A 12,984-nucleotide genomic window follows, 5' to 3' on the forward strand; every position below is an offset into this window, starting at 1 on the left:
GACGCCGCCCGCGCTTCTGTCTATAGTAGTCTTCGGTATTACCTTTTGCTACGGAGGCCGTCTCATGGTTACGGCAACGTCCATCAAACTTGATGATGAACTGAAAGGGCGGGTTCAGCACTTGGCCGAAACTCGTCGACGTACCCCGCATTGGATCATGCGCGAAGCCATTGAGCAGTACGTCGATCGTGAGGAAAAGCGCGAGGCGTTGAACCGGGATACGCTCAAGGCGTGGGATGAATTTCAGGCAACTGGCCTGCACGCGACTGCTGAGGAAGTGGATAAGTGGCTAGCGAGCTGGGGAACTGAAAACGAACTACCGCGGCCAGAATGCCACAAGTGATCTTTGCGCCGGCGGCAATCGGGGATATGCAACGGTTGCGCGAGTTCCTGAAGTCGAAGAACCCCGACGCCGCGAGGCGAGCTGGCGAAGCGATCAGGCAGGGCGTCCAGGCTCTCGGCGCCCACCCTCGAATGGGGCGTCTCGTGGAAGATTTGCCCGAGGAATATCGGGAGTGGCCTATCGATTTCGGGGATAGTGGTTACTTGGCTCGCTACCGACTCGATGGCAGTACCGTTACGATCTTAGCCATCCGACACCAAAAGGAAGCGGGATACCGATAAACGCCGACGGCGAGGCTAAATCGCCGATTGAGGTACTTCACGACGCGCGGCAGCCATTCTGAGCTAGGGGAAATTGCCCAAACGGACCGCCAAAACAAAAACCGCCCGGCGAAGCGGGCGGTTGTGCCTTGATTGCTCAAGAAAATTCTGGTCGGGGTGAGAGGATTCGAACCTCCGGCCTCTACGTCCCGAACGTAGCGCTCTACCAGGCTAAGCTACACCCCGAATTTGACACTGCTTGGACTCTTCCGGCTAATCAGTCTCGTTTAAGACTGGCGGGCCGTCGAGTAAAAACATAATTCTAGCAGGCTTTCTTTGTAAATGGAATCGGGAAACGAAGAAATTGCTTCGGCAGCCGCTTGCGCCTCGCGCTTCGCGCATTCGAGCGTGTGATCGAGCGCGCCCGAGCTCGAGATCGCCTGGAAGATCGTCTCGAAACGGTCCGTGCCGCCCTGCTCGATCGCCTCGCGCGCGAGCGCAGATTGCTCCGGCGTGCCGCGCTCGATCAAATAGATCAGCGGCAGCGTCGGTTTGCCTTCGCGCAGATCGTCGCCCGCATTCTTGCCCATCGATTCGGCCGTGCCCGTGTAGTCGAGCCAATCGTCCATGATTTGGAACGCCGTGCCGATGCGCCGGCCGAACTCGGCGGCGGCGGCTTCCGTCTTCGCATCGGAGCCCGAGATCACGGCGCCCAATTGAGCGGCCGCCTCGAACAGCTTGGCCGTCTTGTAGCGAATGACCTGCATGTAGCGCGCTTCGTCCACATCGGCGTCGTGCATGTTGAGCAGTTGCAGCACCTCGCCTTCGGAGATGACGTTCGTCGCTTCGGCGAGAATTTCCATGATGCGCATCTTGCCGATGCCGACCATCATCTGGAACGAGCGCGAATAGAGGAAGTCGCCGACAAGCACGCTCGCGGCATTGCCGAATAGCGCATTGGCGGTTTGGCGTCCGCGCCGCAGGTCCGATTCGTCGACGACGTCGTCGTGCAGCAGCGTCGCCGTATGGATGAACTCGACGATCGCCGCGAGCTCATGCCGATGGCCGGTCGTGTCGCCGAGCGCGCGCGCGACGAGCAAGAGCAGCGCGGGGCGCAGCCGCTTGCCGCCGGCGCCGATGATGTATTCCGAGATCTGATTGATGAGCATCACCTCGGAGGCCAAACGTTGCCGAATGACGCGATTGACTTGCTCCATGTCCTCCGAAATCGGGGCGAGCAAGTTGGCGGCGCTGGGGGAAGAGGTGGCGGTCGACGACATGATGAAAAATTGGTGTGATGCCGCGGATTATAAAGGTTATGCGGCTCTCCGAGGGGGGCGGCCGGCGCGCCGGCGCTCACGCACGGGCGGGCGGCGCGCGCGGCGGACCGATCCGCGCTTTGACCGCGCCGCTAACTCCATGTATAATCACGCGTTTTCACGCACGGTGCGTGGAGAAAAGAAGCGAAGCGAAAGCAGAGCGAAGAAGCAGTAGGTAGGTTTGAAAAAAGCGTCGGCGCAAGGGTGCGTCCGGCGCACACAGAGTGAGGTTCTCAATGTACGCGGTCATAAAAACCGGCGGCAAGCAGTATAAGGTTGCTGTCGGCGAAAAATTGAAAGTAGAACAGATACCGGCAGACATTGACGCTGAAATCACGCTCGACCAGGTTCTCGCGGTAGGCGAAGGCGAATCGATTCAGTTCGGTACGCCGCTGGTGAGTGGGGCTTCCGTCAAGGCTACCGTCGTATCGCATGGGCGGCACGCCAAAGTGACGATCTTCAAGATGCGTCGCCGGAAGCACTACCAGAAGCACCAAGGTCACCGCCAGAACTATACCGAACTGCGCATCGACGCGATCAACGCGTAAGCGCACCGGTTAAGGAGCTATCAGATGGCACACAAAAAAGCAGGCGGGTCTTCCCGCAACGGCCGCGACTCCGAGTCGAAGCGCCTCGGCGTCAAGGTGTACGGCGGCCAAGCGATCAACGCCGGCGGCATTATCGTGCGCCAGCGCGGCACGCGTATGCACCCGGGCGATAACGTCGGCATGGGCAAGGACCACACGCTGTTCGCGTTGGTCGACGGCCACGTCAGGTTCACGACGAAGGGCGCCGACAAGAAGCACATGGTCACCGTCGTCCCGGCCGCGGTCTGAGATCGATCAGACACGGGAGCGACACAGCAAAAAGGCCCCGCGTAGTTGGCGGGGCCTTTTTTCTTCTGTGCGCCGGTTTTAGGCGTCGCCATGGTGCGAACGCATGAGCCAAGCGGCAAAATATCGGAAAACACGGGACGGAGCGATAGATGAAGTTCATTGACGAAGCGCGGATCGAGGTGATCGCCGGCGACGGCGGCGACGGCAGCGCGTCGATGCGCCGCGAAAAGTTCGTTCCGTTCGGTGGCCCCGACGGCGGCGATGGCGGCCGAGGGGGGAGCGTCTATGCGGTAGCCGACCGCAACATCAATACCCTCATCGACTACCGGTACGCGAAGAAGCACCAAGCGCGCAACGGCGAAAACGGCCGCGGGTCGGATTGCTACGGCAAGGGCGGCGACGACATCGTCCTGCGCATGCCGGTGGGCACGGTGATTAACGATCTCGACACCGGCGAGCTGATCGCCGATTTGACCGAACACGAGCAGCGGGTGCTGATCGCTCAAGGCGGCGCCGGCGGCCTGGGTAACTTGCATTTCAAGTCGAGCACGAACCGCGCGCCGCGTCAGAAGACCGAGGGCAAGCCCGGCGAGCGCCGGATGCTGCGCTTGGAATTGAAGGTGTTGGCCGACGTCGGCTTGCTCGGCATGCCGAACGCGGGCAAATCGACGTTCATTTCGTCGGTCTCGAACGCGAAACCGAAGATCGCCGATTACCCGTTCACGACGCTCGCTCCGAATCTCGGGGTCGTACGCGTGGGACCCAGCAAAAGCTTTGTGATCGCCGACATCCCCGGTCTCATCGAAGGCGCGGCGGAAGGCGCGGGTCTCGGGCACCAATTTTTGCGGCATTTGCAGCGCACCGGCTTGCTCCTGCATCTTGTCGACCTCGCACCGTTCGACGAAAGCGTCGATCCCGTCGCCGAGGCGAAAGCGATCGTGGCCGAATTGCGCAAATATGACGAGGCGCTGTTCCAAAAGCCGCGCTGGCTCGTGCTCAACAAGCTCGACATGATCGCCGAGGACGAGCGCGAGGCGCGCGTCGCCGATTTCCTCGCGCGGTTCGAATGGACGGGCCCGGTTTTCCAGATCTCCGCCCTGACGGGGCTCGGTTGCGAGAACCTGTGCTACGCGGTCTACGATTACCTGTCCGAGCATTCGGATGCGCATCGCGCCGAGCAGGCCGAGGATCTGGCAGCCGACGTTCGCTTTCGCGAGGGGCTGCCGTCCGGCGATACGCCCGGGCACGAGGCCTGAGCGTTTTGCCATGGGCGCCGGTCGCGGCCGACGCCCACCGCCGGCCAATTGTTGACGGCGGACTCACCGATCATTCATGGAGACTTTCGGACGATGCGCTCTGTCATCGCGGATTCGAAGCGCTTGGTTGTCAAGGTGGGATCCAGCCTCGTCACCAACGAGGGGCGCGGCCTCGATCAAGCGGCGATCGGCCGCTGGGCTGCGCAGATCGCGCAGTTGCGCGAGCGCGGCAAGGAGGTCGTGCTCGTGAGTTCGGGCGCGATCGCCGAGGGCATGCAGCGTCTGGGCTGGACCAAGCGCCCGCGTGAAATCGACGAATTGCAGGCGGCGGCCGCGGTGGGGCAAATGGGGCTCGCTCAGGTGTACGAGAGCCGCTTCGCGGAATATGGGATCCGCACGGCTCAGATTCTCCTCACGCATGCCGACTTGGCCGACAGGGAGCGGTATCTGAATGCGCGCTCGACGCTACTGACGTTGCTGCGCTTGGGCGTCGTGCCGATCATCAACGAGAACGACACGGTGGTGACCGACGAAATCAAGTTCGGCGACAACGACACGCTAGGCGCGTTGGTCGCGAACTTGATCGAAGGCGATGCGCTCATCATTCTTACCGACCAATCGGGCTTGTTCACGGCCGATCCGCGCAAGGATCCGTCGGCCGAACTCGTGCGCGAGGCCGATGCCGGTCTGCCCGAGCTCGAGGCCATGGCCGGCGGCGCCGGCTCGGCGATCGGACGTGGCGGCATGCTGACGAAAATCCTCGCCGCCAAGCGCGCGGCCGGCAGCGGCGCGAACACCGTCATCGCCAGCGGACGGGAGCCCGACGTGTTGACGCGTCTGGCCGCGGGGGAGGCAATCGGAACGCAGCTCGTCGCGCGCACGGCGCGGCTCGCGGCGCGCAAGCAATGGATGGCCGATCACCTGCAAGTGCGTGGACACGTCGTGATCGACGACGGCGCAGTGGAAAAGGTGACTGTCGGCGGCAAGAGCTTGCTGCCGATCGGCGTAGTCGACGTGCAAGGCGCGTTCGCGCGCGGCGAGGTCATCGCTTGCGTGAGCTTGACCGGGCGCGAAGTGGCACGGGGGATCACGAATTACAGCAGCGCCGAGACCAAGCTGATCCGGCGCCGCGCCAGCGCCGATATCGACTCGATCCTCGGCTACATGCTTGAGCCGGAGCTGATTCACCGCGACAATTTGGTCGTCGTCTGACGCGTCATTTTCGCGGCGATACGAATAAGGCCCGCATCCTCGTACGAGGATGCGGGCCTTTGCTTTGAGTGTGACTTGCGCGCAATGCGCGTAATCGCTACTGCTTGAGCGAGTTGGCGGTCCGATTCAATCGCATGTTGTTTACGATCGTCTTCGCGTTGCCCACCACCATCTTGCTCGTGCAGAAGTAGTCTTGATACAGCGACGCCTGATAGGCGTTCAGGTTGCCGTTTTCGATTCGCGTCCAGTCGTTAGCCACGGTCCGATCCCAACCGTCATGATCGGCGTTCAGTCCCGCATAGAGCCGCCAATCGTACGTCTCGCAGCGAATACCCTCGTAGTTGACGTTGCGCGCGCCGCTCGGGCTCGTGATGACGACGGTATAACGGACGACGCCGTCAGTGCCGACGCTGAGCGATTTGGCGTCGAGCGCATAGTGCAGCGGCGTATTGTTGGATACGTCGAACGGGATCAAATCGCGCTCGCTCGGCAGCGGCGGTAGCGACTCGACCTTGTTTTCCGTCCATTCCGACTTGCGGTCGAGCAAGTACTGGAACGTGGAGTCGTCTTTGGGATTGGTCGGCATGTGCGAGCAGCCGGCCAGGATGCCGCTGCCGGCCACGCAGGCCAGTGCGAGAACGATCGCTTTCAATGTGGGTACCTCGGTGATCGGGCACAAAGATTGGGAGACCGAATGATAGCGCCCGCGCGTACGCTCGCGCGAGCGATATCCGGGCGCGCCGCTTGCGCGGCGGATCCGGTCAGTCAGGCAGGATGAAACTCGGTGTGGAGTAGGACGAGGCGTCCGCGCCACCGCTTGACGGCGGACCGCCGGCCGCCGGCATCTGCGCCGATGGCGACATGCGCGGATAACGACCCCCGTGCTGCGGCCCGCGCGGTTGCTTTTCCGTGCGCGGTACGGCGCGGCGCAGGAAGCGCGACAGTTCCGTCAGCGCCAATTGATAGACATCCCGCTTGAACTCGATCACGGCGTCGAGCGGCACCCAATACTCGTTCCAACGCCAAGCATCGAATTCCGGGTGGTCGGTGGCGCGCAAGCAAATGTCGCAGTCGCGGCCAACCATCCGAAGCAAGAACCAGATCTGTTTCTGGCCGCGGTAGTGGCCGCGTACTTCGCGCTTGATGAACTTATCGGGCACCTCATAACGCAACCAGTCGCGCGTGCGACCGATGATCTTGACGTGCTCGGGCCGCAAGCCGGTCTCTTCGTGTAACTCCCGATACATCGCTTGCAAGGGGGTCTCGCCATATTTGATGCCCCCTTGCGGAAACTGCCAGGAATGTTCACGCAGCCGCTTGCCCCAAAACACCTCGTTGTGCGCGTTCAAGAGGATGATGCCGACGTTCGGGCGAAAGCCTTCGCGATCAAGCATACAACCACCTTCGAATCCTTTAAAATTGCTTTGATTATAAACAGATAACGAGCCTTTGGCATCGGCATGCACCATAAGGGTTCCGGACATCGCAACAATCGTGCTCCCACGCCTCGATGACTTGTCTGACGAATCGCACCGCTTCGCGTAGGCTACGACGCTCGCGCGCGCCGCGGTTCTCGCTGATGTCCTAAAATCACTCGTTCCCTTCTTTTGGCGGCTCGCTGCGGGCTGTCGCTTTTGGAAAATCCTTGAATGAAAGCCTCACGTTTCTTTATCGGCACCCTGAAGGAAGCTCCGGCGGACGCGGAAGTCGTCAGCCACAAGTTGATGTTGCGCGCAGGCATGATCCGTCGCGTGGCTGGCGGCATCTACAGCTACCTGCCCGTCGGGCTGCGCTCGATCCGCAAGGTCGAGGCGATCGTGCGCGAAGAAATGAACCGCGCCGGGGCGCTGGAACTCTTGATGCCCGCAGTGCAGCCGGCCGAGTTGTGGCAGGAGTCGGGGCGCTGGGAGCAATACGGGCCGGAGCTGCTGCGCTTTAAGGACCGCAAGCAAAGCGAGTTCGTGATCGGGCCGACGCACGAAGAAGTGGTGACGGACATCGCGCGTAATCAGATCAAGAGCTATCGCCAGATGCCGGTGAACTTCTATCAGATCCAGACGAAGTTCCGCGATGAGATTCGTCCGCGATTCGGCGTGATGCGCGGCCGCGAATTCACGATGAAGGACGCGTACTCGTTCGACAAGGATCAAGCCGGGCTACAGGAGTCGTATCAGAAGATGTTCGACGCCTACGTACGCATCTTCACGCGCATCGGGCTCGAGTTCCGCGCCGTCAACGCGGATAGTGGCTCGATCGGTGGCAATCGTTCGCAGGAGTTTCATGTGATCGCGGCGACGGGCGAGGACGATATCGCCTACTGTCCGGCGTCCGAGTTCGCGGCCAACGTCGAGGCAGCCGAGGCGCTGCCGCTTTACGCCGAGCGCGCCGCACCGCGCGAGACGATGCAAAAGACGGCGACGCCCGGCAAGGCCAAGTGCGAAGCCGTCGCCGAGCTTCTCAATATTCCGCTCGAGCGGACGATCAAGTCGATTATCCTTGCGACCGATAACGAAGGCGCCGAGCCGACGATTTGGTTGTTGATGCTGCGCGGCGATCACGACCTGAACGAAGTGAAGGTCGGCAAGCTGCCGGGGCTGGCGGGCTTTCGCTTCGCCACCGAGGCCGAGATCGTGGAATGGTTCGGCACGCCGCCGGGTTACCTCGGGCCGATCGGCACGAAGAAGCCCGTGAAGGTCGTCGCCGATCGGACCGTCGCGAACATGAGCGACTTCGTCGTCGGCTCGAACGAAGTGGATTACCACACGACGGGCGTCAACTGGGGTCGCGACCTACCGGAGCCCGAAGTAGCGGATATTCGTAACGTGCGGCCCGGCGATCCGTCGCCGGACGGCAAGGGGCAGATCGAAATTTGCCGCGGCATCGAAGTGGGGCACGTATTCCAGCTCGGGACGAAGTATTCCGAGGCGATGGGCGCGACGTTCCTCGACGAAACCGGCAAGCCGCAGCCGATGGTGATGGGCTGCTACGGCATCGGGATCACGCGGATTCTCGGCGCCGCGATCGAGCAGAACTTCGACGAGCGCGGCATCATTTGGCCTGAGGCGATCGCGCCGTTCGAGCTCGTACTGTGCCCGATGGGTTACGATCGCAGCGAAAGCGTGCGCGAGCAAACCGATAGGCTTTACGCGCAATTGAGCGAAGCCGGCGTCGACGTGATTCTCGACGATCGCGGCGAGCGCCCCGGTGTGATGTTCGCCGATTGGGAGTTGATCGGCGTGCCGCATCGCCTCGTGATCGGCGATCGCGGGCTCAAAGAAGGGAAGGTCGAGTATCAGGGCCGTCGCGATGCGGAGCCCACGCTCGTCGTCGTCGAGCAGGCGGCGGATTTCGTCTCCGAGAAAATCCGCGCCGCGCTCGCGCGCTAAGTCAGTAAGGGGCGAACCGGAAGGGCTTGCGCCGACCCAAGGGGCGGCTCGGCTCAAGCCCCTTCGGTCAGCGCGCGGATCGTCGGCAGATTGCGCCAGTAGCCCTTCGCATCCATGCCGCACCCGAAGACGTAACGGTCCGGCACTTCGAAACCGCAGAAATCGGGATGTAGCGGCTTGGCCTTCGGGATCTTTTTCTCGCAAAGCACCGCGCTCAAGAACCGCTTGGCCCCCATGGCCAGAATGCGGTCGCGGATCGCGGCCATCGTCTCGCCTTCGTCGAGGATGTCGTCGAGTACGAGCACGACACGGTCCTTGACCGATTCCGCCGGCGCCACGCGCCATTGCATGTCGGCGCTGCCCTGAGTCGTATTGCGGTAGCGCGTCAGGTGGATGTAGTCGAACTCGAGCGGAAAATCGAGATGCGGCAACAGCATGCCCGTGAAGACGGCTGCGCCGCCCATCACCGACAACAGCAACGGAAAGTCTTCGCCGATCTGCGCTCGGATGGCTTTGGCCATCCCTTCGATCGATGCGTTGACTTCGGAGGCCGAGACGATTTCCTCGGAGTGGCGAAAGATGTGAAGAGCTTCTTCGCGATTCATGGCGTTGTGCCTGCGATGACTGACTGTATACAAAAGAGTGTGAAGCGGCGCGCGCCGGCGCGCCACGGCATAAACCCCCGCGCTTAACGCATGCCCGGGAGCATGCCCTTCATGCCGCGCATCATTTTCTGCAAATTGCCGCCCTTGAGCTTCTTCATCATCGTGCGCATCTGCTCGTACTGATTGAGCATCCGGTTCACTTCCTGCACTTGCACACCCGCGCCCGCGGCGATGCGGCGCTTGCGCGTCGCTTTGATGAGTTCGGGTTTCGCGCGTTCGGCCGGCGTCATCGAGTTGATGATGCCTTCCATCCGGCGCATTTGCTTTTCGGCCTGGCTCATGTCGGCACCGGCCGCCGCTTGCTGAAACTGGGCCGGCAACTTGTCCATGAGCGTGGACAAGCCGCCCATGTTCTTCATCTGCGAAAGCTGCGCGCGGAAATCGTTCAAATCGAAATCGCCGCCTTTCTTGACCTTGTCGGCAAGCTTTTGCGCCGCTTTGACGTCGACGTTGCGCTGCGCTTCCTCCACGAGTGCGAGGATGTCGCCCATGCCGAGAATACGGTTCGCCATCCGCTCGGGGTAGAACACCTCGAGCCCGTCGAGCTTCTCGGCCACGCCGACGAACTTGATCGGCTTGCCCGTCACATGGCGCACCGATAGCGCCGCGCCGCCTCGCGAGTCGCCGTCGAGCTTGGTCAGCACGACGCCCGTCAACGGCAGGGCGTCGTTGAACGCCTTCGCGGTGTTCACGGCGTCTTGCCCGAGCATCGCGTCGACGACGAACAGTGTCTCAACGGGTTTGACCGCCGCGTGCAGCGCGGCGATCTCTTGCATCATCGCCTCGTCGATACCGAGCCGGCCGGCCGTGTCGACGATCAGGACGTCGTGATAATGGCGCTTGGCCCAGTCGAGCGCGGCAAGCGCGATGTCCACGGGCTTTTGGTTCGGCTCCGACGGGAAGAAGTCGGCGCCTACTTGCTCCGTCACGGTTTTGAGCTGTGCGATTGCGGCGGGGCGATAAACGTCGCACGAGACGGTCAGTACTTTCTTCTTGTACTTCTCGCGCAAGAGTTTCGCGAGCTTGCCCGACGTCGTAGTCTTACCCGCGCCTTGCAGACCGGCCATGAGGATCACGGCGGGCGGCGTGACGGCGAGATTGAGTTCGGCCGCTCGGCCCTCGTAATCTCCGCCGATGACGGCCGTGAGTTCCCGCTGTACGACGGAGACGAGCGCCTGTCCGGGGGACAGGCTCGATAGCACTTCTTCGCCGAGGGCCTTTTCTTTGACCTTGGCGACAAAATCGCGCACGACGGGCAGCGCCACGTCGGCTTCCAGCAGCGCGAGCCGTACTTCGCGCAGCATTTCCTGCGTGTTCGATTCGGTGAGGCGGGCTTCGCCGCGCAGCGTCTTGACGACGCGCGCCATCCGTTGGGTGAGTGTGTCGAGCATGGGGAGCCGTAGGAAGCTGGGCGGCTACTCGCCCATCGCTTCTGTATTGTCTAGCGGGGCGGGTGCGGCGGCCTAGTGTAAACTTGGAACATGGATATTGTACTGTATGCCCTGACCGCGCTCCTTTATGGGGGCCTTGCCGTCGCCGGCTGGCGTGCCCATCGCGTCGAGGGCGCCGCGTCGATGCTCTCGAGCGTGCCTCCCGTGCCCGCGCCGCGACGCGAGCCGCCGGCCGCGAGCGCGTCGCGCACGACAAGAGCGCTCCTGTTCGTCGCGCTCGCGCTGCACGGGCTCTTGCTGCATACGACGATCTTTCCGCGCGATGCGATGGTGTTCGGCTTTGCGTTCGCCCTGTCGGCCATGTTTTGGCTCGGTGCCTGTATCTATTGGATCGAGAGTTTCTTCTTCCCGCTCGAGGGGCTGGGGCTCCTCGTTCTGCCGCTCGCGTGCGTCGCCTCGCTGATGCCGCTTCTGTTCGGCGGCGTGCACGTGCTCGCCTATGCGGCCGCGCCGATGTTCAAACTGCATTTCATCATCGCGAACGTGGCCTATGGGCTGTTTGCGATCGCCGCCTTGCATGCCGTATTGATGCTGCTCGCCGAGCGCCGTCTGCATACGCTGCGCGGTGCGCTCGAAGGTGACGGCGGCGGCTGGTTCGCGGGGTGGCTCGATACGCTGCCGCCGCTGCTGACGCTCGAAAAACTGCTGTTTCGCCTGATCAGCGCCGGTTTCGTTCTGCTGACGTTGACGCTCGTATCCGGTGTGCTATTCAGCGAACAGCTGCTGGGCCGGCCTCTGACGTTCGATCACAAAACCGTGTTCGCGGTACTGTCCTGGCTTATGTTCGGGGCCTTGCTGACCGGGCGCCGGCTATCGGGTTGGCGCGGGCGGGCGGCGCTGCGTTGGGTGCTCGCTTCGTTCGCGGCCTTGCTGCTCGCTTATGTGGGTAGTCGCTTCGTCTTCGAGGTGCTGCTGCACCGTCCCGTCGTCTAATCGTCATGCGCCAAATTTTTCTTCTCGTCGTGTTCGTTTTGGCCGCCCGCTGGCTGGTTAAAACGATGCGCTCCGCTCAAACCGGCGCCGTTGGGCGCGGCGGTGGGGCACGCCCGAGCGGCCCCCGCGCCACGACCGGCGCCGCCGCGACCGGCACGGGCGCGCCCGAGCGCCGCGAGCCGCGGCAACTCGCGGAGCCGATGGTGCGATGCGCGGTTTGCGGCGTGCACGCACCGAAGAGCGATTCGTACGTCGTCGGCGCCCAGTACTTTTGCTCCGTCGATCATGCGCGGCGCCATACGGCGGCCGCGGGCGGGCGCAGCGGACGATGAGCGCGGGGTCGTTCGCCGTCGACGCCGGCGGCTGGGTGCGCGGTGCCCGCGTGCTTGCATCGCCTAACTTCGAGGCGCGTCCTCTTGGTGCGGTGCCGACGCTGCTCGTCATCCACAACATCAGCTTGCCGCCGGGCGAGTTCGGCGGCGCCGCGATCGCCGATCTTTTCCTCAATCGCCTCGATTGCGACGCTCATCCTTACTTCGACCAGCACCTGCGCGGGTTGCGCGTCTCTTCACATTTCGTGATTCGACGCGACGGCGCGCTCGAGCAGTTCGTCTCGTGCGAGGAGCGGGCGTGGCACGCGGGCGTCTCGAACTTCTTCGGGCGCGAACGTTGCAACGACTTCTCGATCGGCATCGAACTCGAAGGGGCTGACGCCAGCCCGTTCGAAGCGAGCCAATACGCGACGCTCGCCGCGCTCGTCACGGCGCTCGTCGCGCGCTATCCGATCGACGCGTTGGCCGGTCATTCCGACATCGCACCGGGTCGCAAGACCGATCCGGGACCCCACTTCGAGTGGGTCCGGTTGCAGCGCGACACTGCATTGCCGGATCGGTATTTCCCCTACCTGCGAGCCTGATCGACAACCGTTCGGCGCATGGCGGACCCCGCGAGAACGCGCGTGCCGCTTGCGTTTGCGATAAGTCCTTGTCCCGACTCGCTTAATGAAAAGTCAAGCGTTCGCCACCAAATAAACCTTTTTGAATTGGCGGTCGGCTCTACTATACTTGGTAGCAATACAACGTTATCGCACTAGATGTTGTGTCGGCGCGACGAAATGTCCGAGTGCCCGGAAGGGTATCCGAGACCGTCGAAAGCGACGTGCGAATCATGCGGGCAATGTCCCGCTAGCGTTAAAAGATGCGGGTCGAACGCCGGGTACTGCCCGGCGTTCGACCTTCGGGGGAAAAACGGGGCGTGCAAGTGCCGCTAGAACAACGACGAAGGCCATCGTCTTTTTCGACACGCGCCGCCGTGCGGCGCGTG

15 protein-coding genes and 1 tRNA gene are annotated in these 12,984 nt (G+C 62.6%); 10 read left to right on the forward strand and 6 right to left on the reverse strand.

Going from position 1 to position 12,984, the window contains the following annotated elements; genetic code table 11:
• Positions 1-64: 64 nt before the first annotated feature.
• Positions 65-343, forward strand: a complete 279-nt coding sequence (locus AB1286_RS14965; RefSeq protein WP_430364002.1) for a CopG family ribbon-helix-helix protein — start codon at positions 65-67, stop codon at positions 341-343.
• Positions 344-369: 26 nt separating this feature from the next.
• On the forward strand, positions 370-624 hold the full coding sequence (locus AB1286_RS14970) for a type II toxin-antitoxin system RelE/ParE family toxin (RefSeq protein WP_430365075.1): 255 nt from the start codon (positions 370-372) through the stop codon (positions 622-624).
• Between the two features lie 148 nt (positions 625-772).
• Here the strand turns inward: AB1286_RS14970 and AB1286_RS14975 are convergent.
• Both AB1286_RS14975 and AB1286_RS14980 read right to left on the reverse strand, forming a co-directional pair.
• A tRNA-Pro gene (locus tag AB1286_RS14975) sits at positions 773-849 on the reverse strand.
• 41 nt (positions 850-890) lie between these two features.
• Complete coding sequence (locus tag AB1286_RS14980) at positions 891-1,883, reverse strand: polyprenyl synthetase family protein (protein ID WP_430364003.1); 993 nt, start codon at positions 1,881-1,883, stop codon at positions 891-893.
• Between the two features lie 275 nt (positions 1,884-2,158).
• Between AB1286_RS14980 and rplU the strand changes: the two genes are divergently transcribed.
• The 4 genes from rplU (at position 2,159) to proB (ending at position 5,226) form a co-directional block, all read left to right on the forward strand.
• Positions 2,159-2,470: a 50S ribosomal protein L21 gene (gene rplU, locus AB1286_RS14985; RefSeq protein ID WP_102643954.1), complete on the forward strand. Its 312-nt coding sequence runs from the start codon at positions 2,159-2,161 to the stop codon at positions 2,468-2,470.
• A gap of 24 nt (positions 2,471-2,494) precedes the next feature.
• The gene (rpmA, locus tag AB1286_RS14990; protein WP_430364004.1) at positions 2,495-2,758 is read left to right on the forward strand and encodes a 50S ribosomal protein L27; all 264 of its coding nucleotides are present in this window, start codon (positions 2,495-2,497) and stop codon (positions 2,756-2,758) included.
• A 149-nt stretch (positions 2,759-2,907) separates the two neighbouring features.
• Entirely contained in the window at positions 2,908-4,014 is a 1,107-nt protein-coding gene (gene cgtA / locus AB1286_RS14995) for an Obg family GTPase CgtA (RefSeq protein WP_430364005.1), read from the forward strand.
• A gap of 93 nt (positions 4,015-4,107) precedes the next feature.
• Complete coding sequence (proB, locus tag AB1286_RS15000; protein ID WP_430364006.1) at positions 4,108-5,226, forward strand: glutamate 5-kinase; 1,119 nt, start codon at positions 4,108-4,110, stop codon at positions 5,224-5,226.
• A 97-nt stretch (positions 5,227-5,323) separates the two neighbouring features.
• Here proB and AB1286_RS15005 read toward each other — a convergent pair whose 3' ends face one another.
• Complete coding sequence (locus AB1286_RS15005; RefSeq protein ID WP_430364007.1) at positions 5,324-5,878, reverse strand: CNP1-like family protein; 555 nt, start codon at positions 5,876-5,878, stop codon at positions 5,324-5,326.
• 109 nt (positions 5,879-5,987) lie between these two features.
• Positions 5,988-6,620: an RNA pyrophosphohydrolase gene (locus AB1286_RS15010; protein ID WP_430365076.1), complete on the reverse strand. Its 633-nt coding sequence runs from the start codon at positions 6,618-6,620 to the stop codon at positions 5,988-5,990.
• 255 nt (positions 6,621-6,875) lie between these two features.
• Between AB1286_RS15010 and AB1286_RS15015 the strand changes: the two genes are divergently transcribed.
• Positions 6,876-8,612, forward strand: coding sequence for a proline--tRNA ligase (locus AB1286_RS15015; RefSeq protein ID WP_430364008.1), 1,737 nt, complete (start codon positions 6,876-6,878; stop codon positions 8,610-8,612).
• A gap of 53 nt (positions 8,613-8,665) precedes the next feature.
• Here the strand turns inward: AB1286_RS15015 and AB1286_RS15020 are convergent, their stop codons facing one another.
• A complete protein-coding gene (locus tag AB1286_RS15020; protein ID WP_430364009.1) occupies positions 8,666-9,217 on the reverse strand; it encodes a hypoxanthine-guanine phosphoribosyltransferase in 552 nt (183 codons plus the stop codon).
• Positions 9,218-9,300: 83 nt separating this feature from the next.
• A complete protein-coding gene (gene ffh, locus AB1286_RS15025; protein WP_116137496.1) occupies positions 9,301-10,668 on the reverse strand; it encodes a signal recognition particle protein in 1,368 nt (455 codons plus the stop codon).
• A gap of 90 nt (positions 10,669-10,758) precedes the next feature.
• Here ffh and AB1286_RS15030 point away from each other — a divergent pair, with 90 nt between their 5' ends.
• From AB1286_RS15030 to ampD, 3 genes are read left to right on the forward strand one after another with little or no spacing between them, the layout of a single operon-like run.
• On the forward strand, positions 10,759-11,661 hold the full coding sequence (locus AB1286_RS15030) for a cytochrome C assembly family protein (protein ID WP_430364010.1): 903 nt from the start codon (positions 10,759-10,761) through the stop codon (positions 11,659-11,661).
• Positions 11,662-11,666: 5 nt separating this feature from the next.
• A complete protein-coding gene (locus AB1286_RS15035; RefSeq protein ID WP_430364011.1) occupies positions 11,667-11,993 on the forward strand; it encodes a PP0621 family protein in 327 nt (108 codons plus the stop codon).
• Positions 11,990-12,577, forward strand: coding sequence for a 1,6-anhydro-N-acetylmuramyl-L-alanine amidase AmpD (ampD, locus tag AB1286_RS15040; protein WP_430364012.1), 588 nt, complete (start codon positions 11,990-11,992; stop codon positions 12,575-12,577). Before AB1286_RS15035 ends, ampD begins: the two co-directional genes overlap by 4 nt.
• Positions 12,578-12,984: the final 407 nt, after the last annotated feature.

Origin of the sequence: Trinickia sp. NRRL B-1857, from assembly GCF_050470685.1 — a bacterium.
Lineage (GTDB): Bacteria > Pseudomonadota > Gammaproteobacteria > Burkholderiales > Burkholderiaceae > Trinickia.